Origin of the sequence: Enterobacter sp. BRE11, assembly GCF_031844285.1 — a bacterium.
Taxonomy (GTDB): domain Bacteria; phylum Pseudomonadota; class Gammaproteobacteria; order Enterobacterales; family Enterobacteriaceae; genus Pantoea.
Genome location: NZ_JAUZUX010000005.1, coordinates 1 through 23,840 on the forward strand (window position 1 = coordinate 1; position 23,840 = coordinate 23,840).

At 61.2% G+C, this 23,840-nt stretch carries 16 protein-coding genes; 9 read left to right on the forward strand and 7 right to left on the reverse strand.

Going from position 1 to position 23,840, the window contains the following annotated elements; genetic code table 11:
- Positions 1-466 precede the first annotated feature (466 nt).
- Positions 467-1,075 carry a DsrE family protein gene (locus Q9R34_RS06570; protein WP_287635997.1) on the forward strand — a complete coding sequence of 203 codons (609 nt, stop codon included), beginning with the start codon at positions 467-469 and terminating at the stop codon, positions 1,073-1,075.
- A 185-nt stretch (positions 1,076-1,260) separates the two neighbouring features.
- Here Q9R34_RS06570 and Q9R34_RS06575 read toward each other — a convergent pair whose 3' ends face one another.
- Positions 1,261-1,440 (reverse strand): alpha/beta fold hydrolase, encoded by a 180-nt coding sequence (locus tag Q9R34_RS06575; RefSeq protein ID WP_485892858.1) that lies wholly within the window; start codon positions 1,438-1,440, stop codon positions 1,261-1,263.
- Between the two features lie 205 nt (positions 1,441-1,645).
- On the opposite strand from Q9R34_RS06575, the gene tcuC reads away from it, so the two are divergent.
- A complete protein-coding gene (tcuC, locus tag Q9R34_RS06580; RefSeq protein ID WP_485892860.1) occupies positions 1,646-2,965 on the forward strand; it encodes a tricarballylate/proton symporter TcuC in 1,320 nt (439 codons plus the stop codon).
- On the opposite strand, the gene Q9R34_RS06585 is transcribed toward tcuC, so the two are convergent.
- From Q9R34_RS06585 to Q9R34_RS06605, 5 genes are read right to left on the reverse strand one after another with little or no spacing between them, the layout of a single operon-like run.
- Positions 2,962-3,939 carry a Csu type fimbrial protein gene (locus tag Q9R34_RS06585; RefSeq protein WP_485892862.1) on the reverse strand — a complete coding sequence of 326 codons (978 nt, stop codon included), beginning with the start codon at positions 3,937-3,939 and terminating at the stop codon, positions 2,962-2,964. The two genes, tcuC and Q9R34_RS06585, sit on opposite strands and share 4 nt — an antisense overlap.
- A complete protein-coding gene (locus Q9R34_RS06590; RefSeq protein ID WP_485892864.1) occupies positions 3,936-6,386 on the reverse strand; it encodes a fimbria/pilus outer membrane usher protein in 2,451 nt (816 codons plus the stop codon). Before Q9R34_RS06590 ends, Q9R34_RS06585 begins: the two co-directional genes overlap by 4 nt.
- A complete protein-coding gene (locus Q9R34_RS06595; protein WP_485892865.1) occupies positions 6,387-7,076 on the reverse strand; it encodes a fimbrial biogenesis chaperone in 690 nt (229 codons plus the stop codon). It abuts the gene before it with no gap.
- A 24-nt stretch (positions 7,077-7,100) separates the two neighbouring features.
- The gene (locus Q9R34_RS06600; protein WP_485892994.1) at positions 7,101-7,589 is read right to left on the reverse strand and encodes a Csu type fimbrial protein; all 489 of its coding nucleotides are present in this window, start codon (positions 7,587-7,589) and stop codon (positions 7,101-7,103) included.
- 49 nt (positions 7,590-7,638) lie between these two features.
- Positions 7,639-8,208, reverse strand: coding sequence for a spore coat protein U domain-containing protein (locus tag Q9R34_RS06605; RefSeq protein ID WP_434125231.1), 570 nt, complete (start codon positions 8,206-8,208; stop codon positions 7,639-7,641).
- A gap of 532 nt (positions 8,209-8,740) precedes the next feature.
- On the opposite strand from Q9R34_RS06605, the gene Q9R34_RS06610 reads away from it, so the two are divergent.
- The 5 genes from Q9R34_RS06610 (at position 8,741) to Q9R34_RS06630 (ending at position 18,807) form a co-directional block, all read left to right on the forward strand.
- Positions 8,741-10,786, forward strand: a complete 2,046-nt coding sequence (locus Q9R34_RS06610) for a putative bifunctional diguanylate cyclase/phosphodiesterase (protein WP_485892867.1) — start codon at positions 8,741-8,743, stop codon at positions 10,784-10,786.
- Between the two features lie 155 nt (positions 10,787-10,941).
- Positions 10,942-13,065: a putative bifunctional diguanylate cyclase/phosphodiesterase gene (locus Q9R34_RS06615; RefSeq protein WP_485892868.1), complete on the forward strand. Its 2,124-nt coding sequence runs from the start codon at positions 10,942-10,944 to the stop codon at positions 13,063-13,065.
- Positions 13,066-13,213: 148 nt separating this feature from the next.
- The gene (locus Q9R34_RS06620) at positions 13,214-13,825 is read left to right on the forward strand and encodes a cupin domain-containing protein (protein WP_434125236.1); all 612 of its coding nucleotides are present in this window, start codon (positions 13,214-13,216) and stop codon (positions 13,823-13,825) included.
- A gap of 74 nt (positions 13,826-13,899) precedes the next feature.
- On the forward strand, positions 13,900-15,624 hold the full coding sequence (olsF, locus tag Q9R34_RS06625; RefSeq protein ID WP_485892869.1) for a bifunctional ornithine lipid synthase OlsF: 1,725 nt from the start codon (positions 13,900-13,902) through the stop codon (positions 15,622-15,624).
- Positions 15,625-15,945: 321 nt separating this feature from the next.
- Positions 15,946-18,807 carry an EAL domain-containing protein gene (locus tag Q9R34_RS06630; RefSeq protein WP_485892871.1) on the forward strand — a complete coding sequence of 954 codons (2,862 nt, stop codon included), beginning with the start codon at positions 15,946-15,948 and terminating at the stop codon, positions 18,805-18,807.
- On the opposite strand, the gene Q9R34_RS06635 is transcribed toward Q9R34_RS06630, so the two are convergent.
- Positions 18,804-19,868 carry a LacI family DNA-binding transcriptional regulator gene (locus Q9R34_RS06635; RefSeq protein WP_485892872.1) on the reverse strand — a complete coding sequence of 355 codons (1,065 nt, stop codon included), beginning with the start codon at positions 19,866-19,868 and terminating at the stop codon, positions 18,804-18,806. The genes Q9R34_RS06630 and Q9R34_RS06635 overlap by 4 nt on opposite strands.
- Before the next feature lie 238 nt (positions 19,869-20,106).
- On the opposite strand from Q9R34_RS06635, the gene Q9R34_RS06640 reads away from it, so the two are divergent.
- Both Q9R34_RS06640 and Q9R34_RS06645 read left to right on the forward strand, forming a co-directional pair.
- Positions 20,107-21,417 carry an MFS transporter gene (locus tag Q9R34_RS06640; RefSeq protein ID WP_485892873.1) on the forward strand — a complete coding sequence of 437 codons (1,311 nt, stop codon included), beginning with the start codon at positions 20,107-20,109 and terminating at the stop codon, positions 21,415-21,417.
- Between the two features lie 10 nt (positions 21,418-21,427).
- On the forward strand, positions 21,428-23,788 hold the full coding sequence (locus Q9R34_RS06645; protein ID WP_485892874.1) for a glycoside hydrolase family 31 protein: 2,361 nt from the start codon (positions 21,428-21,430) through the stop codon (positions 23,786-23,788).
- Positions 23,789-23,840 lie beyond the last annotated feature (52 nt).

The window sequence follows — 23,840 nt, forward strand, 5'->3', positions numbered from 1 at the left end:
CAGCCTGTGGGCTGCCCTTTTTGTTTTCTGGGCGGGCGTTGTTTATCGCTTAGATGCCAGCACGCGTAAAGGTGCCAGCACGGCAGGCTGTCGCGTTTACCACGTTTTTGTCCTGTCGCGGGAGGCTTTGCTCTCTGGCTTCAGCCCCTTACCGTTAAAGAAGAGACTTTACGCGTATAGCTGTGTTTTAGTGCTGATGTCTGCTTTGTGCCAAAAGCGGACGTTGCAAACATCTGCATGTAATAATCTACGGGGAGCAGGTCACCGACCATAAAGCAGCTCAGACTGAATAACGGTAAGTCCGTTTTTGTTCTTCTGCTTAAGAATAATCTCTAAACATAAAACAGAGCGGTATTAAAGAATAAAGCCAATTTACGGCTCGCTAGCTAATGTCATAACATTTTTGTTAATTGACTTCTCAACTAATATAAACAGGGCGCTTGGGCTCAAGCCGCCAGGGGGAAACATGCGTGCTGTTATAACTGGAGCGCTAATTGCAATCACGAGTGGGCTTACGGGAGCTGCGCTTACTAATAATCATTTTCTATTCAATACTCTGCCTGATTCTTCTGTCAGCGTTTCAAAAGAGCAACCTGCTGGCTTTTGGGAGACGCCAGCGGTGAAAGGCTATGGCGAAATTCACTATGACCGCAGTGCTGCCTTTCAGCCTACTCCAGACCTGAGTAATAAAATTGTTTTCAAAGTGGGCAAGGCCGGAGCTAACGCCTCATTGCCGAATCCGGCACTGGAAAAAGTTGCGCAGGTGGTTAACCTCTATGTGGCAGCTGGGGTTCCAGTAAACAAACTCAATTTTGTCGTTGCGGTGAACGGCGGAGCAACGCCGGCGATGCTTGATAATGTTTATTATCAAAAAATATTTGGCACTGACAATCCAAACCTCAAGCTCATTTCGGCACTTCAAAGCCAGGGCGTTAAGGTGAGTATATGCGATCAGGCTATCGCCTGGCATCATTATAGAAAGGACTGGATCGCTGGTTCGGTTATACATACGCCTTCCGCACTGACCACAGTAACAACTCTACAAAACAGCGGTTATGCCTACCTGGAAATGTAAAGCGAGCTTCATTGTGGGCTGGAGAGCGTTGAAAGCGGGTTGCTTGCTGAAATGAATCCGCTCACCCGTAACGCTTGATACCGAACGATGACATTACGTCCGCTTTTCGCTCATAACGGATATCGGCCTGCGTGCCCCCCTTAGCGCCAGTAGCGGTGCTTGCGCCCTGATCATCCTTTACTCCTTTAAAATGCCTTAACTGCGCTGGCGAACCGTTCTGGCTGATCAAGCATCACAAAGTGAAAACTGTCATCGATGCGCGTGAAGCGGCTATCAGATGCGGAGGCAGAGGCCCGACGGTAGATCGCCTCTACGCTGGTTGCCGGTATCCCAGATAAGGTGTCATATGCGTAGACGAACGCCATCTGCGAATTACTCCGGCGTCTGCAGCAGCCAGTCCCGCATAGGGGCGGCGTGCCGCATAGCTGTCAAAGGTGAATCCTGCTGCATAATTGCAAGGTTAACTATTTGTTACTCTTGGTTTCATAATTGTAAAGTGCAATGGTGAGCTTAATCACATTATTCGCGCCTCGCTCAGGCTAAAACGGAGAAAAAACGCAGGAAGCCACTATGAGTCACACTCCGTCTTTACAAAAGCCTCAGGGCAGCGCCCGAACTATCTTCAACGTTACCAGCGGTAACTTCCTTGAAATGTATGACTTTATGGTGTTTGGCTACTATGCCACCGCCATCGCGAAAACCTTCTTCCCTGGCGACGATCCATTCGCCTCGCTAATGCTGACCCTGATGACCTTCGGCGCCGGATTCCTGATGCGGCCGTTAGGGGCGATCGTGCTGGGCGCCTATATCGACCACCATGGCCGCCGCAAGGGGCTGCTGCTGACGTTAGGGCTGATGGCGATCGGCACGCTCACTATCGCGCTGGTGCCGGGCTACGCCACGCTGGGCGCCGCCGCGCCGATTCTGATCCTGCTTGGCCGCCTGCTGCAGGGCTTCTCCGCCGGCGTCGAGCTGGGCGGCGTCTCCGTCTATCTGGCCGAGGTGGCGCCAAAAGGGCGCAAAGGCTTTTTCGTTAGCTGGCAGTCGGGCAGCCAGCAAATTGCGGTAATCTTCGCCGCGCTGCTCGGCCTGCTGCTTAACCATCTGCTGGCGAAAGAAGCGGTGACGGAGTGGGGCTGGCGTATACCCTTTGTCGTGGGCTGTATGATCGTGCCCTTTCTGTTCTGGGTGCGCCGCATGCTGGAGGAGACCGAAGCCTTCAGCCAGCGCAAACAGCATCCGACCATGCGGCAGATTATGCGTTCACTGGCGAACAGCTGGGCGCTGGTGCTGGCAGGCATGCTGATGGTGGTCACCACCACCGTGATGTTCTACATGATCACCGCCTTTACGCCCACCTTCGGCAAAACCGTGCTGATGATGAGCGATAAAGAGAGCTTTCTGGTAACGCTGTGCGTCGGCCTATCCAACCTGATCTGGCTGCCGCTAATGGGCGCGCTGTCGGATCGTATCGGCCGCCGCCCGCTGCTGATTACCTTTACGCTGCTGATGATTGTTACTACCTGGCCGGTGCTGCACTGGCTGGTGGGAACGCCAACCTTCGCCCATCTGATGGAGGCGGAGCTCTGGCTCTCGTTCCTCTACGCCAGCTATAACGGCGCGATGGTGGTCTATCTGGCGGAAATCATGCCCGCCGAAGTGCGCGCCTCCGGCTTCTCACTCGCCTACAGCCTGGCGACCGCCTTGTTCGGCGGCTTTACGCCCGCCATCTCCAGCTACCTGATCCACGCCACCGGCGACAAAGCGATGCCCGGCGTCTGGCTCACCTTCGCCGCCGTTTGCGGCCTGATCGGCACGCTGCTGATTGGCCGCATGGTCAGGCAGTACCGCGCGCGCCACAGCGGCGCGACCGCTGGCGCCGCCATCTAAAACGACAGGTCCACCACCACGCTGTCCGTGTAGTTCCCCGCGGGCGGCGTGTTTTGCGTGGTGAGGATGCGCGCCGTATAGCTGTAGCCGCGCGTCAGCCCGTCCGCGCTGACGCTGGTGGAGCTGGCGCTGCTGTAGCGCTCGGTGCCGCTCGGCCCCCAGCGGTTGCTGCTGGTTCCCTTGTAAATCTCATAGCTTAAGCGGTTCGCGCCGCTCGCCATCTGACGCTGCGTGCCGCTGAGGTAGTTACCATTGCTTAACCCTACCATGTAGGTGCTGCCTTTGCTGCACACCACGTTAATCGTCTGCGACACGGCGGAGAAGCTGCCCACCAGCGGCGCGCTGCCGAAGCTGATATTGGGGGAGGTTATGGTGGTGCAGTCGTTGGTAACCACCATGGTGACGCTAATGGGGATCACGCCGCTGCCGGTCTGCGGCGACAGGCAAAGATTACCGACGCCTATGCTGGTGCAGATGTTATAGGTCACCGCCAGGTTAAGCGTAGAGGTATAGGTGCCGGCGGCCACCGTCTGGCCCGGCACGCTGCGCAGGTAGACCGGAATGGCAAAGTTAAGGCTGCCTAGCAGGCCGGCGAGGTTGACCAGCACCGACTGGCTGATGACGTAGGGGGCAGCGCCGATAGTCAGCTCGGTGGCGCAGGCGCTGTCGATGCAGAGCCGCACCGGAATATTATCGCTGCCGGTATCGCCGCTGCGCTTGAGCGTGCCGCGCGTGCCGCTGACGTTGGTGGCACCGGTGAGCTGAAAGGTGATCTGGTTATTGCCCAGCAGCGAGAGCGCGGAGCCGGAGCCGCAGTTGACGTTAGCGTTGGTTGACGTCGGCTGCAGCGTGCTGTTGACCACGAAAGTCGACACCGAACCAAAGCTGGCGGTAGAGGCGGGCAGGGCGCAGGCGGCGCGCGACAGTGCGGGGAAAAGCGCCATCAGCGCCAGCAGCAGCAGGATTTTTTTCATGGCGTAATCCCTGAGGTAGAGTTATCGGTACCGGGCGTCGGCGCGCCCGCTGGACGCGGCGGCAGCGGACAGATAATGGGCCCATAGGTTTTCAGCGCCTGCGGCTGGCCGCTGGCGATGGTCAGCTCGGCGTTGCAGGTCCGCCCGTCCGGCGTAGCGACGCGCATCGGGTTGCTGGCGCGCAGGTTTTCCAGCCAGGCGATGCCGTCCCAGCCAACATAGGTGGTCGCCTGGCCCTCGCGCAGCACCTGGCTGGAGACCGGCAGCGGCTGGCCGTCGGCATCCTGCAGGATGACGCTGGCGGCGCGCAGCTTCTCCACCGGAAAATGCAGCAGATAGCCGCTCTGGCGTTTCACCGCGAAACGCTGCTCGACGCTGGACGTTGTCATATCGGCGGGCAGATCGAGCGTGTCGATATCGTACTTCGCCGGATAGTAGCTGCTGATTGAGGGCACCAGCAGATAGCCGTTGCGGTCGGTGCGCCCCATCGACTGGTTTTCATAGCGCACGTTGACGTCGGGATAGCTGGTTTTCACCACCACGAAGGCGTCGTTGATGGCGTTGGCGGCGAAGGTCTGGCTGTCCATCAGCACCAGGGAACCGGTGAGATCCGCCCACTGGGTGTTGTAGTCGTCGTCGCCGTAGAAGCCCGCCGAGGTGTCGATTTTGTTATTACGCCAGCGCAGGCTGCCCTGGCGGTAGTCGCCGCTGTTGCCGCCCTGGTTGGCCCAGGAGGCGTCCCAGGCGAAGCCGCCGTCGCTCGGCATTGAGCGCGAGAGGTAGAGCCGCTGATTATTCTCGCCCTGCTGGTCGCGCTCCATGCTCACCGAGGCGCTGCCGTGCTCGCCAAACGGGATCACCAGCGAAATCGCGCCGCTCCATGCGCCCTGCTGCTGGTCGCGGCTGGCGGAGACGTAGAGGCTCGAGCTGCCCCACAGGGTTTTGCTCCAGGAGAGATTGAGCAGCCGGGTGTGCTGGCCGTCGCCGCCGCTGATATCGATATAAGCGGCGCCGAGGCTGCCGAACTGGCTCAGCGGCAGGCTGGCGTTGTACTGGGCGCTGCGGCGCGCCAGGCTATAGGTGGTATTGCTGGTGTCGCTGTTGCCGGTGCGGCTGCTGAGCAGCGCGAGATTGCCGAAATCGCGGCTGCGCAGAATATGCTGCGTGCCGATGCTGAACCAGCTGTTGTTGTACTGGTAGCCCCAGCTGTACTGCGTTCCGGCGGCACCGCTCATCTGGCTTTGCGCCGCCGCGGCGTTCAGCACGCCGAGGCTGCCGACGCGAAACATCGCACCCGCGCCGCCCATTGCCAGACTGTCGCTGCCTTCGGCGTGGGTTTCCAGCGTCAGCCAGTCGGTGGCACCGTAGCGCAGCGACCCGCTCGCCGCCGCCTCGCCGTAATCGGCATTGCGAATGCCGTAGTTGTTGCGAAACGCCCCAGCGGAAAAAGAGTAGTCGCTCAGGCCCGCTTTCAGCAGCGTGCTGGAGACGTAAAACGGCAGCGTCGTGGTGATCTGACGTCCCACCGCGTCGGTGGTGGTGATCACCGCATCGCCTGCCCCGTTGACGAAAGGCACGTTGGTCAGCGACCAGGGACCCGGCTGCACGTTCGCCTGGCTGGATCGGTAGCCGTTGATAAAGAGATCGACGGTGGAGGGCACCGCCGCCTGGCCGGAGAAGGCGGGCAGCGGATAGGTCACCAGATCGGGCCGCACGCTAAAATCGCGGCCGACCTGTATCCCGCCGAGGCGCACGCTGTTGCTCCAGCTCAGCGCGTCGGTGGTGAGATCGCCGACGCGCCAGCTGATGACGTTGTTCTCATCCTCGCTGCTCCACCAGGTATCGTAGCGGATATAGCCATCCTCCTGCGCGGGGGCAGGGCCCTCTATCTGCTGCTGCCAGACGCCGTTGCTGGAAAACTGGCCGGCGGCACCAAAGAGGCGCAGCTCGTTCCAGGCAGAGAGTCGGGTGCCCGCGCGGGTGGTGCGCGTGGCGTAGAGATCGTAATTGAACAACGCGCCGGTGGTGGCGCGGCCAGGATAGCGCGGCCCGTTCTGCGCCTCGCCGATCACCTGGCCGGGGAGCCAGGCGGGCGGCACCGTCAGCAGCAGCCGCTGCCGCCGATCGTCGTAATCCGCTTTTACTCCGGGCCACTGGCTGACGTCGACCTGCTGCGGATCGGGCAATTTCTCCACGGGAATGCCGAGGCGCTGCAGATCGCCGGCGCGCACCAGCAGGCGGCCGTCGCGCCGATCTACCGGCACGATAACGCCGCTTTCGCGCTGGTTGATCACCAGCTCCAGCATATAGCGCTGACTCTCACCGCTGCTCTCCAGCGACGGCGGCGGCGGCAGCGACGAAAAGGTCTCCGCCAGCGCGGTGACTGGCGTCAGAGAGGCGCAGACGCTGGCCACCGCCAGCGCGCAGGGGGAGAGAGCGCGCGGCATTTAGCGGCCGGGCGCGCTGCGCCACGCGCCGGCGTTGGTCTCTGCCGTCAGCTGGCCGCTGACCGCATTTTTCAGCGGCCAGCGATTTTCGCTGTGCGCCAGCACGTAGCCGAACAGGCCGTCGCCCAGCTTGCGCCCGCCAACGGTAACGTTGCTGAGACGCGCATGGCCGCTGCCGCGATTGGCAATCAGCAGCCAGGACCGGCCGCCTTCGCTCACCTGCTGCCAGCTCAGATCCGGCTTCGCCCCGTCGCGCGTCAGCCCGTCGCCGTAGACGAACAGCGGGACCGAGTAGCGCATCTGAAAATTCAGGCCCGCCTGGTTTTCGCCCGGCGTGCGCGGCGTCGGGATCTCATCGAGCACCACGCGGTACGCCCGCTCCTGGCCCGCGGCGGGCGGTGTCTGCTTAATCAGGCGCACCAGCTGTTTTTTCCCCGGCTCAATGCGCACCAGCGGCGGGCTGGCAACGACGCTCTGCTGCGTGGCGTACTGCTCTTTGCCGCCAACCTGCTGCCAGCTAAAGATACGCACCTGCATCAGCGTGGTGACGCTGCCGCGATTTTCCAGCCACAGCTCGCTCGCTTTCTCCTCCGGATTGATGGCGGGATCGATTGGCCAGATCATCAGCGAGTTCGCCGCCTGGGCGCTGGCCGTCAGCAGGGAAACAAAGAACAACAGGGCGCGCATCATCAACTTTCTCCTTTAAGCATGCGGCTACCAGCTCAGCGTCGCGGTCAGCGTGTCGGTGTAGACGCCGGCACGCGTCGGACCGGGCAGTTTCAGCAGGCCGTAAATCGGCAACGTAATGTTATTGGCATTGCTGTAGCTCAGCGCGACGGCGCTGTTCACCGGGATCGCGGTGGTAAGGCTGGCGTTGGTATAGAGGGTGTAGGGCACGGTATTGGTATTGCTGGTGTGCTTCAGGTTACGCGTCGTGGTGTAGTTGCTGCCGCCGCTGATGCTCATGCTCAGCGGCGTGCCAGGGGTACAGGCAAGCGTAATGGTGCTGCTCTGCACAAAACTGGTGCTGACGCTGTTGCTGGCGACCCCCGACTGCGAGCCGAAATTAAGCGTGCCAAAGACGCCGGTATTGGTCCCGGAGACGACGCAACCCGCCACAATGGAAGCTGAGACTTGAAACGTGCTGGTGGGCAGGCTCCAGGCGCTAAGACTTCCTGTCAGCAGGGGCAGCGCGCAGATCAGCCCGCGCGTAGTGCGCGGCGCAGCCACCCAAATCCTCCTGACCGCGCGATCAGTAATTCACGGCAACGTTAATGGTGTCGGTATAGGTGCCAGCCGGAATCAGCGGGTTAAATCCGCCGCCCACGACGCGGCCGTAAATCGCGTAGTTGGTGCCCAGCGTTTCATCGGTGGTGCCGCTGGCGGCGATATTGGTGTTATTGGCGATAGCGGTGGTAAAGGCGGCGTCGCTGTAGAGGGTATAGGCGATCCCTTGCGTGTTGTTGGAGCCGAGAATCAGGTAGCGCGGCTGGCCGGAAACCGTGCCGAACACCGTTGCCGGTGCCGCGTTGCTGCTGGTCACCTGCACGTTGTAGGTCTGACCGGTGGTGCAGCGCACGTAGATGCCGTTACCCGAGGCACCGACCAGCGTGGCGTTGAGGGTATCGAAAGTCGCTGCGCTGCTGCCGAAGTTCAGGGTACCGAAGTTAACGCCGGTCGTGGCGGACTGGCCGTTCACCAGGCAGCCGGTGGTCAGCGTCAGGGTGGCGTTGATTGTCCCTGTGGTTGTCGCCGCAAAGGTTACAGCAGGGAGTGCTGAGGTCAGGCCTGCAGCGGCAAACAGAAAAAGCTTGAGTTTCATAATTAATCCTTACCGATTAGTCAGAGTCAGTGCTTTTTCGCCCGGTGATTAATGATGAAAACCAATAAAATCTGGTGACTGCCGCACCGACTAAACCGGAAAGGGCATCTTATTATGAGAATAATCTTAGTTTTGGCTAAGGGGTTTTTATAAATTTTACTTAATATAGAACGGCGCGCAAGCGTCGGGGAAGCAATAGCAAAATTTATCCTTAATCAATGGATGTTTCAGGCTGATAAACCTGCAAACCAATATGTTGGGTTAAAGAAAAAAAAGCAAAGCTCCGGGTGTTTTGCCCTCTACCGCCGCCTCATTAACAGTGATATGTTCATACATTAATCAGGCCCAGTTACCCTTTCAGTTACTATGCCAGGAAAAGTCTCAATCACGCCCCGCTAGCGTCGGAACCGCGCTGAACGATCCTGAAAATAACAAACTGCACGGCTGACCACCTTTTTATCCGACTGTTTTTTAAAATATTTGTTGATTACGACACAGTGCCTGCCCACAGGTGGACTGTGGGGAGTTGCACATGCTGTTGGTCACCTGGGATAGCGTCCTGGTCAGCGTTTCGCTGATGGTCGCTTTTATCGCCGCGTTTACTGCGCTGGACACGGCAGGGCGCGTCGCGGTGTCGCACGGCTGGATGGCGCGTCTATGGCTGCTGGCTGGCGGCATGGCGATGGGCATCGGCATCTGGGCGATGCACTTTATCGGCATGCTGGCGATGATGATGCCAACGCGCTACGACATGCGCCTGACGGTGCTGTCGCTGCTGGCGGCCTGCGTTGCCTGTATGCTGGCGTTCGCGCAGATCCGACACGGGCATTTTAGCCGGCGACGCTGGCTGGCGGGGAGCGCCATGCTCGGCAGCGGCATCGTGGCGATGCACTATACCGGCATGCATGCGCTGCTGATTTCGCCCGCGCCGCACTGGCGCTTTTCGCTGGTGGCGCTCTCTGTCGTTATCGCTTACCTCGCCTCCGCCGCCGCGCTCTGGCTGGCGTTTTGTCTGCGCCAGGGCGAAAAATATCTGCTGATGAGGCGCGCGCTCGGTGCGCTGGTGATGGGCATCGCCGTCGCTGGCATGCACTACACCGGCATGGCGGCGGCGCAGTTCGACCGCCACAGCATGCCGATGGCGCAGGGCGTTAGCGGCCAGGGGCTGGCGGTGTGGGTCGCGCTCGGCACCCTCTCAATCCTCGGTTTTACGCTGCTCGCCTCAATGCTTGACGCCCAGCTGCGCGCCTCGCGTCTGGCGCAGCGCCTTAATCAGGCGAATCAGGAGCTGCATCAGCTGGCGATGCACGACAATCTCACCGCGCTGCCCAATCGCGTGATGCTGGAGCAGCGGCTGGACGCTGCGCTCAGCCAGACAACGCGCGATACGGCGGGCTTTACCCTGATGTATATGGACCTTGACGGCTTCAAGGCGGTCAATGACACCTGGGGCCACTTCGTCGGCGATCGCCTGTTGATCGTGGTCGCCGACCGGCTGCGCCGCCAGCTCAGCGACGACAGTACGCTGCTGGTGCGCCTCGGCGGTGATGAGTTTGTGCTGCTGGCGCAGGGCAATGAGGGCCGTCAGGCGGCGGCGCTGGCGCAGCGGCTGGTCAACGCCATAGACGAGCCCTTTGAGCTGGATCGCTACCTGCTGCGCGTCTCGCTCAGCGTCGGCGTCGCGCTCTACCCGCAGCACGGCCGCAGCAAGCAGGAGCTGATGTTCAACGCCGATTCGGCGATGTACCACATCAAGCAGAGCGGGCGTAACGGCTACTGCCTGTTTGAGCCGGCGATGAGCGCCAGCGCGCAGCATCAGCTGGCGCTGGCCAACGACCTGTGGCAGGCGCTGGAGCGTCAGGAGATGCTGCTGTTCTACCAGCCGAAGTTCCGCTCCAGCAGCAGCGAACTGATCGGCTTTGAAGCGCTGCTGCGCTGGCAGCACCCGACGCGCGGCCTGCTGATGCCCGATGTTTTTCTGCCGCGGGCCGAGAAGACCGGGCAGATTGTCGCGCTGGGCAACTGGGTCATTAACGAAGCCTGCCGCCAGCTCAAACAGTGGCACAGCAATGGCCATCCGCACTGGACGGTCTCCGTTAACCTCTCTGCCCTGCAGTTTCACCAGCGCGATCTGCTGGAGACGGTGCGTCAGGCGCTGCTGCGCCATCAGCTGCCGGGCCATTCGCTGACGCTGGAGATTACCGAAAGCATCGCGATGCGCGATCCGCAGTTTAGCCAGCAGCGCATCAGCGAACTGCAAAAAATCGAGGTCAGAGTGGCGATCGATAATTTCGGCATCGGCTACGCCAATCTGCTGCACCTGAAGCACCTTGACGCCAGCGAGCTAAAAATTGATCGCAGCTTTATCAACAGCCTGCGCGCCGACAGCCAGGACGCCACCGTGGTGAGCGCGATGCTGGCGCTGGCGCAAACGCTGAACCTGCAGATGGTGGCGGAAGGGGTTGAAACCGAAGAGCAGCAGACGCTGCTGACCCGGCTCGGCTTTGACGCTTTGCAGGGCTACCTGCTGGGCAAACCCACGCCGGCCGATCGCATCGCCGACTTCGCCACCGTCTGACGATTGGTTTTAACGCTTGCAGGCATCGGAAGCTTTTATGGTGGCAGGCTAATTCCCCTCCGCCTTCTGCCGATAACCTGAGCGAATAATTCATCCTTGTGACTTTTTCATTACAACACTATGGCTGCAATTTTGCGCTTTAACGGGACTTCACTATGTTAGTGACCTCATACGATTCGTTTACCGTCATCGTTTCCATTCTCGTCGCGATGCTGGCGTCCTTTACCGCGCTGGATATGGCAGGCCGCGTCGCCACCTCGACAGGAAAAGTCGCGCTGATATGGCTGTTCGGCGGCGGTTTTGCCATGGGCGTCGGCATCTGGGCGATGCACTTTATCGGTATGCTGTCGATGACCATGGAGATGGTGGTGAGCTACGACGCGTCGCTCACCGGCGTCTCAATGGCAATTGCCGTTATTGCTTCTGTTTTCGCGCTCTGGTTGGTCTGTCAGGGGGAGCTGCCGCTGAAAAAACTGCTGGGCGGCGCGCTGGTGCTGGGCAGCGGCGTGGTGGCGATGCACTACACCGGCATGGCGGCGCTGATGTTTTCGCCCGGCATTAGCTGGAACTGGAGCTGGATTGCGCTCTCGGTGGTGATTGCGCTGGTGGCGTCGGGCGCGGCGCTGTGGCTGGCGTTCAACCTGCGCGACGGCACCACCGGCCGCACCACGCTGCTGCGCGTCGGCGCCTCGGTAGTGATGGGCTGCGCCATCGCGGGCATGCACTATACCGGCATGGCGGCGGCCAGCTTTCCGGCGCACAGTCACGCCAGCACGATGGGCGTCAACAGCAACTGGCTGGCGATTCTGGTGACGGTAGTGACGCTGGCGATCCTCGGCATTACGCTGCTGGTGTCGATGCTTGACGCGCGCATGCAGGCGCGCACCGCCATTCTGGCGCGCTCGCTGGCGGAGGCGAACCGCGAACTGGCGCAGCTGGCGCTGCACGACAACCTGACGCGCCTGCCGAACCGCATTCTGCTGGAAGATCGCCTGGAGCAGGCGATCAATAAAGCCAATCGCGAACGCACCCAGTTTGCGCTGATGTTTATGGATCTCGACGGCTTCAAGGCGGTCAACGACGCCTTTGGCCACCACGTCGGCGACAACCTGCTGATCGCCGTTACCGAGCGCATGAGCGAGCAGATGAAGGGCTACTACACCCTGGCGCGCATGGGCGGCGATGAGTTTGTGCTGCTGATTGAGATCAACGATCCCAACGACGCCGCGACGGTGGCGGACTCGCTGGTAAAGGCTATCGAGCGTCCGTTCGAGATCTCCCGCTACGAGCTGATGGTGTCGCTGAGCATCGGCATCGCCGTCTACCCGGGCGACGGCAACAACGAGCGCGAGCTGATGTTTAACGCCGACGCCGCCATGTACCACACCAAGAACAACGGCCGCAATGGGCATCACTTTTTCCAGCCCTCGATGAATACCCTGGCGCAGAGCCAGCTCCAGCTGAATAACGACCTGTGGCACGCCCTGGAAAATCAGGAGCTGCGGCTGTTTTACCAGCCGAAATATTGCGCGCCGCGCGGCCCGATTATCGGCTTTGAAGCGCTGCTGCGCTGGCAGCATCCGACGCGCGGCCTGCTGACGCCCGACATCTTCCTGCCGCTGGCGGAGAAGACCGGTATGATCCTCACTATCGGCTGTTGGGTGATCAATGAAGCCTGTCGCCAGCTGCATGAATGGCGCCAGCAGGGGCATACCCACTGGTCGGTGGCGGTCAATCTGTCGGCGCTGCAGTTTGAGCAGAGCAATCTGGTGGAGACGGTGACCGAGGCGCTGGCGGCGCACACCATTCCGCCCGAGCTGCTGACGCTGGAGGTGACGGAAACCACCGCGATGCGCAATCCGGACGAAAGCGTGCGCATCCTGACCGAGCTGACGCGGCTGGGTGTCAAAGCCTCAATTGATGATTTTGGAACCGGCTATTCAAGCCTGCTCTATCTTAAGCGCCTGCCCGCCAACGAGCTCAAGATTGACCGCGCGTTCATCAACGAGCTGCAGCACCAGAGCGAAGATGCCACCATCGTTTCCGCCATCGTCGCGCTGGCGCAGTCGCTGGATCTCAAAGTGGTAGCGGAAGGGGTAGAGACCGCCGAGCAGCAGGCTTTTTTAACCGGCCTGGGCTGCCATACCCTGCAGGGATATCTGCTGGGCAAGCCTGTTCCGCCGGAAAAGGTCGAACAGCTGCCCGATTTCGCCTTAGAACCGGAACAGAAAAAAGGGGTTTTGTCGCCGCCGGCGCTCAGCGCGGCGCTGCCGGGATAAGCTGACCGCACAAAGTAACAGGATTGTTGCTTTGTTATTTGTGTTTGGTTAGCAAAAACATGCTTTTATAGCGGATCTGCTGGCGAGCGCACATTGCAACAGCCCGCAGGTTTGCCACAATGAGCAGAAAGCTACCCGGAGAACCTGTATGACTGCCTCTTCTTCCAGTCTGTTGTTGCTGATGTCCTTCGCGGCGGGCACCTTTGCCGCTGGCTCGTCAAATAATCCGCAGCATCTGATGCTCGCCAGCCCGTCGGGCGGCGTGCCCAACAATCCTCTGCCCCTTATTATCTGGCCGCGCGTGGCGCTGGATGAATTACCGGAGGAGGAGGAGGAACCCGATCTCGCTGGCTGGTTCGAGCAAACTTTTGCGCGCAACGGCTGGCCGCCCTCATGGCGTTACGACATTTTTCCCTATACCCACTACCACCCTAATACGCATGAGCTGCTGGGCGTGGCGCAGGGCTGGGCGGAAATCCTGTTTGGCGGCGATACCGGCCGTATGGTGACCCTGCGTGCGGGCGATGCGGTGCTGATCCCGGCGGGCGTCGGCCATAAGCAGGTCTATGCCAGCGAGGACTTTATGGTGGTCGGCGCCTACCCGGAAGGCTTTGCGCCGGAGACCAACCGCGATGAGCCGGCAAAACTACAGGCGGCGGAAGAGCAGGTTAAGCAGGTGCCGCTGCCGACGCGCGATCCCTTCACCGGCACAGCAGGCGCGCTGACCGAGATCTGGACGCCGATCGCCGACCATTTCTGACCTGCACCGCGTCATAAATTTGAAAACATCCGACCTTATTTTTGGCGTCATCATCGTCGAAAATAAGGCGCGTTATGTTCTCTGTCGATCAGGTTGTCGAACGCTTCTGGCCGCAGGCTCAGCCCGCAGGCTGGCAGCGTCGGGTGCTGCGCTGGGCGCTGCATGAAGAGGAATTTCAGCGCTTCGCCGCGCGCTATCCGCATCTGAAAGGGCTCGATATGGTCGAGCAGATACTGGAGCACCTCGATGTGCGCTGCGAGCTGAGCGAGCGCGATCTAGAGCAGATCCCGTCACGTGGGCCGGTGGTAATCGTCGCCAACCATCCGCTGGGCGCGCTCGACGGACTGGCGCTGCTGTCGGCGGTGGCGCAGGTGCGGCGCGATGTGAAAATTGTCGCCAACCGCATGCTGATGATGCTGGAACCGCTCAGTACGCTGATGCTGCCAGTGGACAACATGGGCAACCGCACCAGCCGCGACCAGCTCCAGCGTATGCAGCAGCACCTTAGCAACGACGGGGTGCTGATTATTTTCCCGGCGGGCGAAGTCTCGCGCCTCGGCAGCCGCGGCGTGCGCGATGGCCGCTGGCATCACACCTTTCTGCGCCTGGCGGCGCGCGCCCGTGCGCCGCTGGTGCCGGTTTTCGTCGACGGGCGCAACAGCAGCCTGTTCTACGCGGCGGCTAAAATCGCCCAGCCGCTGGCGCTGCTGATGCTGGTGCGCGAGATGTTCCGCCAGCGCGGCTCGCGCATCAAGCTGCATATCGGCGCGCAGATCCCTTTCGCCCACTGGCATGACGGCCATACGCCGGGCAGAGCGCTGGCGAAGCGGCTGCGCAAACACCTCTATCGCATCGGCCAGCAGCGTCCCGGCCTGTTCCAGACGGAAAAAGCGATTGCGCGCGCCGAAGATCGCGGTGAGCTGAAGCGGGCGCTGCGCGAGAGCGAGCATCTCGGCACCACCGGCGACGGCAAGCAGATCTACCTGTGGCGGCGTAACGGGGCGACCTGGGTGCCACTGCTGCGCGAGCTGGGAAGATTGCGGGAGATCGCTTTTCGCGCGGTAGGCGAGGGCAGCGGCGGCCGCCGCGACCTGGATAACTACGACGATGACTATTACCACCTGATCCTGTGGGACGATGCGCAGCTGGAGATTGTCGGCGCCTATCGCTTTATTCCCGGCGACGAGCAGCTCGCCAGGCGCGGACTGGAAGGCTTTTACAGCCACAGCCTGTTCCACTACGACGCGCGCATGATGCCGATTTTGCAGCAGAGCATCGAGCTGGGCCGCAGCTTTATTCAGCCCGCCTATTGGGGCAAGCGCGGGCTCGACTACCTTTGGCTCGGCATCGGCGCCTATTTAGCGCGTTATCCGCAGACGCGCTACCTGTTCGGCCCGGTCTCTATCTCCGGCGGCATGCCGCTGGCGGCGCGCGATCTGCTGGTGGCCTTCTACCGCCTCTATTTTCCCACCGGGCTGCCGCTGGCGACGTCGCGCCAGCCTTATCCCGCTTCGCTGCCGGACGTGCTGGCGCAGTTTAGCGGCGACGATTACCAGGCGGATCTGCGCAGGCTCAAGCTGCTGCTGAGCAACCTTGGCTGCGCCATCCCGACGCTCTATAAGCAATATTCCGAGCTGTGCGAGCCCGGCGGCGTGCAGTTTATCGATTTCGGCTGCGATCCCGACTTCAATCACTGCATCGACGGGCTGGTGCTGGTGGATCTGACGCGGCTAAAAGCGTCGCGCTACGAGCGCTATATCGCGGTGCATCAGCAAGCGACGCAGCAGGCGTCAGGCTAAAACAGGCGTCGCAGGCCGGCACCTGACGCCGCACCGCCGTAGCGCGCTGCCCGACGCCATTAAGCCCGGCTTTAGTGTCGGGCTTTGCGTGCATTTTGATTTTTGACTGCTTATCCTTCACCGCCAAATTTCCTGCATTACCATAAGCGCATTTACAGTTGAACATTTTCTCGCCTCTGCCGATAACTCACCTACTAACTTTCGTTTTCCGCGCATTTATTCTTGTCAAAGCAGGTGGATTCCGATGTAGTCGAGTCGTCATTAAGATCATTCTTAAATTTTTGGGGCAATTTCAGACAGCGCAGCAACAGGCTAATAACAATGGATAAAAATGCTGATGTTATGTATCGGTTACTGGTACAGAGCGTGATCGACTACGCCATCTATATGCTGAAACCAGACGGCACGGTCGCTAACTGGAACGCGGGCGCGCAGCGGGCGAAAGGCTACACGCCGGATGAGATTGTAGGTAAGCATTTTTCGCTGTTTTACAGCGAAAGCGACCGCGAAAAGGGCGTGCCGCAGCGCGGTCTGGAGACCGCCGCCCGCACCGGCAGCTTTGAAACCGAAGGCTGGCGCTACCGCAAAGACGGCAGCGCATTCTGGGCCCATGTGGTTATCGACGCCATTCGCGACCCGCACGGCGAGCTGATCGGCTTCGCCAAGATTACGCGCGACTGCACCGAGCAGCAGGCGCAGCAGCGTAAAGTGCGCGAGCAGGAAGCGCGCTTCCGCCTGCTGGTGGAAGGCGTCACCGACTACGCCATCTATATGCTGGATCACGATGGGCTGGTGGTGAACTGGAACGCTGGCGCGCAGCGCGCCAAAGGCTATGTGGCGGAAGAGATCGTCGGCCAGCACTTCTCCCGCTTCTACAGCGCCCGGGATCGACAGGCGCATATCCCGGAAAAAAACCTGCAAACGGCGTATCGCACCGGCCGTTTCGAAGACGAGGGCTGGCGCTACCGCAAAGACGGCAGCGCCTTCTGGGCGCACGTCATTATTGACGCAGTGCGCGACGACGGCGGCAAGCTGATCGGCTACGCCAAGATTACGCGCGACTGCACCGAACAGCAGGCGATGCTGCGCGCGCAGCGCGAGCAGGAGCAGCGTTTCCGCCTGCTGGTAGAAGGCGTGACCGACTACGCTATCTATATGCTGGATCTGCAGGGCTGCGTGGTGAACTGGAACGCCGGGGCGCAGCGCGCCAAAGGCTACCTTGCCGAAGAGATTGTCGGAGAGCATTTCTCCCTATTCTACAGCGCGCAGGAGCGCCTGCTGGGCGCGCCGGACGCTAACCTGGCGATTGCGCTGGCAAACGGCCGCTTCGAAGATGAAGGCTGGCGCTACCGCAAAGACGGCAGCGCCTTCTGGGCGCACGTGGTGATTGACGCCATCCATAACGACGAAGGAGAGCTGATCGGCTTCGCCAAAATCACCCGCGACATCACCGAACGCCGTGAGCAGGAGCAGAAGCTGCTGCGCGCCAAAGATCTGGCCGAAGCGCAGGGCGCGAAAATGTCGGCGCTGTCGAAATTCCTCGACAATATCATCGCCAATATTCCCTCCTGCGTGGTGGTGGAAGACGCCGTTACGCGCGAAATCCTGCTGGTCAACAACCGGTCGGAAAAGCTGTTCGGCGTCTCGAAGGCGCAGCTGGTCAACAAAAAGCCGCACGAATGCATGTCAGTCGAACTCAGCGACTACTTTAACAGCATGGCGGATATCGCGCTGCGCAGCGAAGGCATCCACCAGCGCGAACAGCAGCTGCTTACCGCCAGCGGCGAACGCATCCTCAACACCCGCGCCACCATCATTCGCGGTCAGGACGCGCGCCAGAACTACATTATGCTGCTCGTCGAGGATGTGACCGACCAGCGCGCCGCCGACGCGCGCATCCACCATATGGCGCATCACGACAACCTCACCAGCCTGCCAAACCGTATTCTGTTTCGTCAGCGGCTGAGCGAGGCGCTGCGCGGCGACGCCCAGAGCGGCCGATACACCGCCACGCTCTGCCTGGATCTCGACAACTTTAAGAACGTTAACGACGCGCTTGGCCACCAGATTGGCGACGAACTGCTGCGAGCGGTGGCTAAACGCCTGCGCGCCGCGCTGCGCGACCGCGACACGCTGGCGCGCATCGGCGGCGACGAGTTCGCCATCGTGCTGCCCGCTGTCGGCAGCGAGGAAGAGGCGGCGCTGGTCGCCCAGCGGCTGATTGAGGCGATACGGCCGCCGGTCAATATCGAAGGCCATAATCTGAGCGTTGGCCTCAGCATCGGCATCGCGCTGAGCGCGACCCTTACCAATACGCCGGAGCAGATGCTGCGCTGCGCCGATATGGCGCTCTATGAGGCGAAGCGCAACGGGCGCAACCGCTACGAGCACTTTACGCTGGAAATGGACAACGTGGCGCGCAGCCGCCGTGCAATCGAGAACGATCTGCGCGAGGCGATCGGCAGCAAGCAGCTCAAGCTCTATTACCAGCCGATTACCGACGGCGAAGCGGTGCAGTCGATTATCGGCTACGAGGCGCTGATGCGCTGGCACCATCCGGTGAAAGGGCTGATTATGCCGAACGACTTTATTCCCATCGCGGAAGAGAGCGGGCTGATCCATATGCTTGGCGCCTATGCGCTGTTCGAAGCCTGCCGCGAGGCGACCACCTGGGACGGCAAGCAGTCGGTGTCGGTCAACCTGTCGCCGCTGCAGTTTAAAAACAGCTCGCTGGTCTCGGTGGTGGAGGCCGCGCTGCGCGACTCCGGGCTGGAGCCGAGCCGGCTGGAGGTGGAGATCACCGAGTCGGTGCTGCTCGACGACTCGCTCGGCAATATCCGCACGCTGGAGAGCCTGAAGAAACTCGGCGTGCAGATCGCGCTGGACGACTTCGGCACCGGCTACTCGTCGCTCAGCTATCTGCGCTCTTTTCCCTTCGACAAGATCAAAATCGACAAATCCTTTATCAGCGATATGGGCGACAGCCGCGAGGCGCTGGCGATTATCCGCGCCATTACCGGCATGAGCCGCAGCCTGGATATTCAGATCACCGCCGAAGGGGTGGAGAGCAGCGAGCAATTTGCGAAGCTGCGCGAAGAGGGCTGCACCCTGTTCCAGGGCTACTACTTTGGCCGCCCGCAGCCGTCGGAGCTGCGGCTGAAGGCGCTCTCCGATCCGAGCTAATCGTAGAGGCCGTGCTGCTGCACCGGCGCGTGGCTGAGGTTGTCGCGGATGCGGCGCACCGACTCGCGCACCACCAGCTTGCCGTGCAGCAGCAGGGTGCCGGGCAGCGTCTGCGCGTTCAGGCGCATGCTCTGCACCATGCGCACCGCCTCTGCGCCAAGCTCGTCGCGCGGCACCTGCACGGAGGTGAGCGGAATATCGTGAATGGCGGCGAGATTGAAGCCGTCCATGCTCATCACCGACACATCCTGCGGCACGCGCAGCCCGGCCTGCTGCAGCGCTTCCACCGCGCCAGCGGCGATATAGTCGCCGCTGGCCAGGATCGCGGTAGGGCGCTGGGTGAGGGGGCAGTGCTTCAGGTATTCGCTCAGTCTCTCCGCCGCCTCGATCCGGCTAAAGCTGGTGAGCGTCAGCAGATGCTGGCGGCTGTCGAAGCGCAGATTCATTGCGTGCCAGGCATCGCGCACGCCCTGCAGACGCTGCTCCATGGTGTAGCGGCGCAGGCAGTGCAGCGACAAAATCTGGCGGTGCCCCTGCTCAAACAGATAGCGGGCGGCGCTTTCGCCAATCAGCTGATGATGCGGCGAGACCGAAGAGAGCCGCATGCGGCGATCCCTCGCGTTGATCAACACACAGGGCTTAGCGATCTCCGCCGCGAGCTGGTGGATATGATCGTCGTCGATCCCAACCAGCAGCGCGGCGTCGGTTTGCTGCATCTTCTCCAGAAACAGCGACGTGTCGCTCTCATTCTCCTCCAGCGCGCAGTAGCGCAAACGCACCTCGTGCGGGGCGATCGCCTGCGCGATGCCCTGAATCACCTTGTAGTAAAAGATATCGCTGCGCACGTCGAACGCGCGCGGCGGGGCGAACACCATCAAGTTATTCAGCAGCAGGCGGCCGCTGTGCAGGTTATCCAGCACGCCCTGCTGCTGCGCCACCGCCAGCACTTTATCGCGCGTGCTGGCGCGGGTATTGGCTTTGCCGGCCAGCACGCGCGATACGGTGCTGATCGAGACGCCGCTCAGCGCCGCAATTTCGCTGATTTTCAGCCTTTGTTTCATTTTGTGATCGTCCTCAAATCTGCTGATGAAAAAATTTTCATTGCGTGCTGAATCGCGTCAGATAAGGCAGAGAAGCCGCTTTAAACGCGCCAAAAAGTTTGCCATGAAAAGAGTTGCAAAAAAGAGGCTATACCGATGTTTCGCGCTTTTTTAAGGTGCCAGACAGGTTCACGCAGTACGCCGAAGGGCGGTGTGAAGGATCAAACCGGCCGTTAAAAGCCTGCACAGGAGCTGACAAATGAGCGTTGAATCAACGACTAAGCCAATCGGCAGCGCGCGAACGCTGCGCGCCGTAAAAAATCTCCGCTGGTGGATGCTGGGACTCTTTCTGCTGGGCGTGACGGTAAACTACGTGACGCGCAACTCGCTCGGCATTCTGGCGCCGGAGCTGAAAACCAGCCTCAATATGAGCACCGAGCACTACTCCTGGGTGGTGGCGGCGTTTCAGCTCGCCTATACCCTGTTCCAGCCGCTCTGCGGCTGGCTGATCGACGTCATTGGCCTGAAGATGGGCTTCCTGATCTGCGCGCTTATCTGGTCGGTGACCTGTCTGCTGCACGCCGGCGCGGGAAGCTGGCTGCATCTGGCGCTGCTGCGCTTTGTGATGGGGGCGTCAGAGGCGGCAGCGACGCCCGCCAACGCCAAGGCGATCGGCGACTGGTTCCCGAAAAAAGAGCGTCCGGTCGCCGCAGGCTGGGCGGGCGTCGGCTTTTCGGTCGGCGCGATGCTGGCGCCGCCGATCATCTATGTGGCGCATATTAGCTTCGGCTGGCAGGGGGCGTTTCTGCTCACCGGCGGCCTGGGGCTGCTGTGGGTCGGCCTCTGGTGGTGTGGCTACCAGTCGCCAGAAAAGCATGCCCGCCTTTCTGACGAAGAGCGCGCCTGGATTACGCAGGACAACGAAGCCGTGGGCGAAAAGCTGCCGTTCTTTCAGGCGCTGAAAACCATCGGCAAAGAGAAGAAGTTTTACGGCATCGCCATTCCGGCGTTTCTCGCCGAGCCCGCCTGGGCGGTGCTGAGCTTCTGGGTGCCGCTCTATCTGGCTAACGAGCGCGGCATGGATCTTAAGCAGATTGTGATGTTCGCCTGGCTGCCGTTTCTCGCCGCCGATCTCGGCAGCGTCGCCAGCGGCTACCTGACCAAAATCTATGTGAAGTGGTTCGGCCTGACGCGCGTTAACTCTATCGTCGCCAGCTCGATCACCGGCGCTGTGCTGATGATCTCGCTGGCGCTAATGACCCTGGTAAAAGATCCCTATCTGGCGATCGCCCTGATATCGATCGGCGGCTTCGGCCATCAGGTGATCTCCTGCATGCTCAGCGCGCTGGTAGTGGAGCGTTTTGATCGTCGCCAGATGGCCACGGTTAACGGCATGCGCGGATCCTGCGCCTGGATCGCCAGCTTTATCTTCTCTCTGATTATCGGCGTCACCGCCGACACCATTGGTTTTAATCCGCTGTTCGTCGCCATGGGCTTTTTCGACCTGGTGGGCGCGATTTTCCTGGTGATGTTTATCGCCGAACGTCGTCAGCGCAGCGCGGAACAATAAGGACACCGTTATGAAAACCCTGAAGAACTGGACGCTGAGTCAGCACGCCGATCACTTTGTCGAGCTGAAGGTGGATAACCGCCATCTGCTGCGCCTGTATGTGCTGGAGTCAGGTCTGATGCGCGTGCTGCTGAAGCGCGACGGCGAGCTGGCTCTGAACCGGACCTGGAGCATCGCACCAGGGGACGACGTGCCCTGGGAGGGACGCGAGCGCGAATCCCTCGACGGGTTCGGGCTGCCGGGCTTTCAGCTGGAGCACGAGGCGAACCAGCTGCGCATCAGCACCGACCGGCTGCGCGTAACGGTGCATCATCCGCTCTGCCTGAGCTGGGAGCATTATCACCAGGGGCAGTGGCAGCCGCTGGCGGCCGATCGCCACACCGGCGCCTATCTGCTGAACGCGCACGGCGACGGCGTGGAGCACTATCAGCGCCGTCAGCCGCAGGATCGCGTCTACGGCCTCGGCGAAAAGAGCGGTGACTTGAACCGCAGCGGCCGTCGCTTTGAGATGCGCAACCTCGATGCGATGGGCTATAACGCCGCCAGCACCGATCCGCTCTATAAGCATATTCCCTTTACCCTGACGCAGCGCGACGGCGTGAGCTTTGGCCTGTTTTACGACAACCTGAGCAGCAGCTGGCTCGATCTCGGCAACGAGCTGGACAACTACCATCTGCCCTATCGCCGCTACCGCGCTGAGGCGGGCGATCTCGACTACTACCTGATGCTGGGGCCGAAGCTACTGGATGTGACGAAGGCCTTTGTGCGCCTGACCGGCCGCACTATTTTTCAGCCTAAGTGGAGCCTGGGCTACAGCGGCTCGACCATGCACTACACCGACGCGCCGGATGCGCAGCAGCAGCTACAGGGCTTCATCCGCCTCTGCCGCGAGCATGAGATCCCCTGCGACTCGTTTCAGCTCTCCTCGGGCTACACCTCAATCAACAACAAGCGCTATGTCTTTAACTGGAACTACGACAAGGTGCCGAATCCCAACGGCATGAGCGAGGCGTTCCACGCGGCAGGCATGAAGCTGGCGGCCAATATCAAACCCTGCCTGCTGCAGGATCATCCGCGCTATCAGGAAGTGGCGTCGCAGGGGCTGTTTATTCGCGACTCGGAGCAGGATCGCCCCGAGCGTTCGGTGTTCTGGGACGATGAGGGATCGCACCTCGACTTTACGCATCCGCAGGCGGTGCGCTGGTGGCAGGAGAACGTGACCGCACAGCTGCTGGAGAAGGGCATCGACGCGACCTGGAACGATAACAACGAATATGAAGTGTGGGACGGCGAAGCGCGCTGCCACGGGTTCGGGCAGACCATCGCCATCAAACACATTCGCCCGGTGATGCCGCTGCTGATGATGCGCGCCTCGCTGGAGGCGCAGCAGCGCTTCGCGCCGGAGAAGCGGCCCTATCTGATCTCCCGTTCCGGCTGTGCCGGGATGCAGCGCTACGTGCAGACGTGGAGCGGAGATAACCGCACCAGCTGGCAGACGCTGCGCTACAACATCCGCATGGGACTGGGCATGAGCCTTTCGGGCCTGTTTAACGTCGGTCACGACGTCGGCGGCTTCTCCGGCGACAAGCCGGATGCCGAACTCTTTGTGCGCTGGGTGCAGAACGGCGTGATGCATCCGCGCTTCACCATCCACTCCTGGAACGACGATCACACCGTGAACGAACCCTGGATGTATCCGGAGGTGACGCCGCTGATCCGCGAGGCGATCCGTCTGCGCTACCGCCTGATGCCCTATCTCTACACCCTGCTGTGGCAGGCGAGCGCGCAGGATGAGCCGATGCTGCGTCCCACTTTCCTCGATCACGAAGAGGACAGTGAGACGTACCGGGAAAACGACGACTTTCTGCTGGGGCGCGATCTGCTGGTGGCCAGCGTGGTGGAGGAGGGCAGCCGCGCACGCGAGGTCTATCTGCCGCGCAACGCCCACGGCTGGTATGACTGGCACAGCGGCCAGTGGCTGGCGGGCGGCCAGACCGTGACGCTGGACGCGCCGCTCGATCGCTTGCCGCTGCTGGCGCGCGCCGGTTCCGCCATTCCGCTGGGACGCTGCGAAAGCACCACCGATGCGCGGCTCGACAGCGTGCGCGAACTGCAGCTGTGGCCTGCGCCGGGCGAAGCGCACACTGAAGGGGAGTTTTTCGACGACGACGGCGAGAGTCACGGCTGGCGGCAGGGCAATGCGCTCTGGATGCGCTGGGCGCTGCGCAGCAGCGGCGATCGTCTTGAGCTGACGCTGGAGAAGCGCGGCGACTATCAGCCAGCGTGGCGTGAGATTGAGGTGTCGCTGCCTGCTGACGAGCGGCGCGAGCTGTGGATCAACGGCGAGAAGGGCGAGCGGTTTAGCTTGTAATCTTTAACAACGGTGGGGCGATCATGGCAAACCGCACTGCACCTAAAGCGCG

Coding starts and splice junctions, on each gene's coding strand:
- Q9R34_RS06635 (WP_485892872.1), bottom strand. CDS start 19,868: ATGAAACAAAGGCTGAAAATCAGCGAAATTGCGGCGCTGAGCGGCGTC.
- Q9R34_RS06605 (WP_434125231.1), bottom strand. CDS start 8,208: ATGAAACTCAAGCTTTTTCTGTTTGCCGCTGCAGGCCTGACCTCAGCA.
- olsF (WP_485892869.1), top strand. CDS start 13,900: ATGTTCTCTGTCGATCAGGTTGTCGAACGCTTCTGGCCGCAGGCTCAG.
- Q9R34_RS06615 (WP_485892868.1), top strand. CDS start 10,942: ATGTTAGTGACCTCATACGATTCGTTTACCGTCATCGTTTCCATTCTC.
- Q9R34_RS06595 (WP_485892865.1), bottom strand. CDS start 7,076: ATGATGCGCGCCCTGTTGTTCTTTGTTTCCCTGCTGACGGCCAGCGCC.
- Q9R34_RS06575 (WP_485892858.1), bottom strand. CDS start 1,440: ATGGCGTTCGTCTACGCATATGACACCTTATCTGGGATACCGGCAACC.
- Q9R34_RS06610 (WP_485892867.1), top strand. CDS start 8,741: ATGCTGTTGGTCACCTGGGATAGCGTCCTGGTCAGCGTTTCGCTGATG.
- Q9R34_RS06590 (WP_485892864.1), bottom strand. CDS start 6,386: ATGCCGCGCGCTCTCTCCCCCTGCGCGCTGGCGGTGGCCAGCGTCTGC.
- Q9R34_RS06585 (WP_485892862.1), bottom strand. CDS start 3,939: ATGAAAAAAATCCTGCTGCTGCTGGCGCTGATGGCGCTTTTCCCCGCA.
- Q9R34_RS06570 (WP_287635997.1), top strand. CDS start 467: ATGCGTGCTGTTATAACTGGAGCGCTAATTGCAATCACGAGTGGGCTT.
- Q9R34_RS06630 (WP_485892871.1), top strand. CDS start 15,946: ATGGATAAAAATGCTGATGTTATGTATCGGTTACTGGTACAGAGCGTG.
- Q9R34_RS06620 (WP_434125236.1), top strand. CDS start 13,214: ATGACTGCCTCTTCTTCCAGTCTGTTGTTGCTGATGTCCTTCGCGGCG.
- tcuC (WP_485892860.1), top strand. CDS start 1,646: ATGAGTCACACTCCGTCTTTACAAAAGCCTCAGGGCAGCGCCCGAACT.
- Q9R34_RS06640 (WP_485892873.1), top strand. CDS start 20,107: ATGAGCGTTGAATCAACGACTAAGCCAATCGGCAGCGCGCGAACGCTG.
- Q9R34_RS06645 (WP_485892874.1), top strand. CDS start 21,428: ATGAAAACCCTGAAGAACTGGACGCTGAGTCAGCACGCCGATCACTTT.